We start from the raw sequence: 251 nt of genomic DNA, 5'->3' as shown, positions 1-251 counted from the left end.
CAAATCGGTAAAGCCTTAATCAATATATTTGGTGATGACTGAATCAGTCAGTAAGCTTTTATCTCTTTAAGTTCTTCAAATGATAGAGTCAAGCCTCACGAGCAATAAGTATGGGTTAGCTTCACGCGTTACCGCGCTTCCACACCCCACCTATAAACGTCCTGGTCTCGAACGACTCTTTAGTGTGGTTAAACCACAAGGGAAGTATCATCTTCAGGCGAGTTTCGCGCTAAGATGCTTTCAGCGCTTAT

1 rRNA gene is annotated in these 251 nt (G+C 43.0%); it reads right to left on the bottom strand.

Features of this window, described 5'->3' with window-relative positions:
• Positions 1-84: 84 nt before the first annotated feature.
• Positions 85-251 (bottom strand): 23S ribosomal RNA (locus ACTHTG_RS11235); the annotation flags it as partial.

The sequence above is a fragment of the Neisseria sp. P0017.S009 genome (assembly GCF_051957375.1).
Classification (GTDB): Bacteria; Pseudomonadota; Gammaproteobacteria; order Burkholderiales; family Neisseriaceae; genus Neisseria; species Neisseria perflava.
The sequence above is the reverse complement of the archived record's forward strand: the minus strand, read 5'-3'. Positions and strand labels throughout refer to the sequence as shown.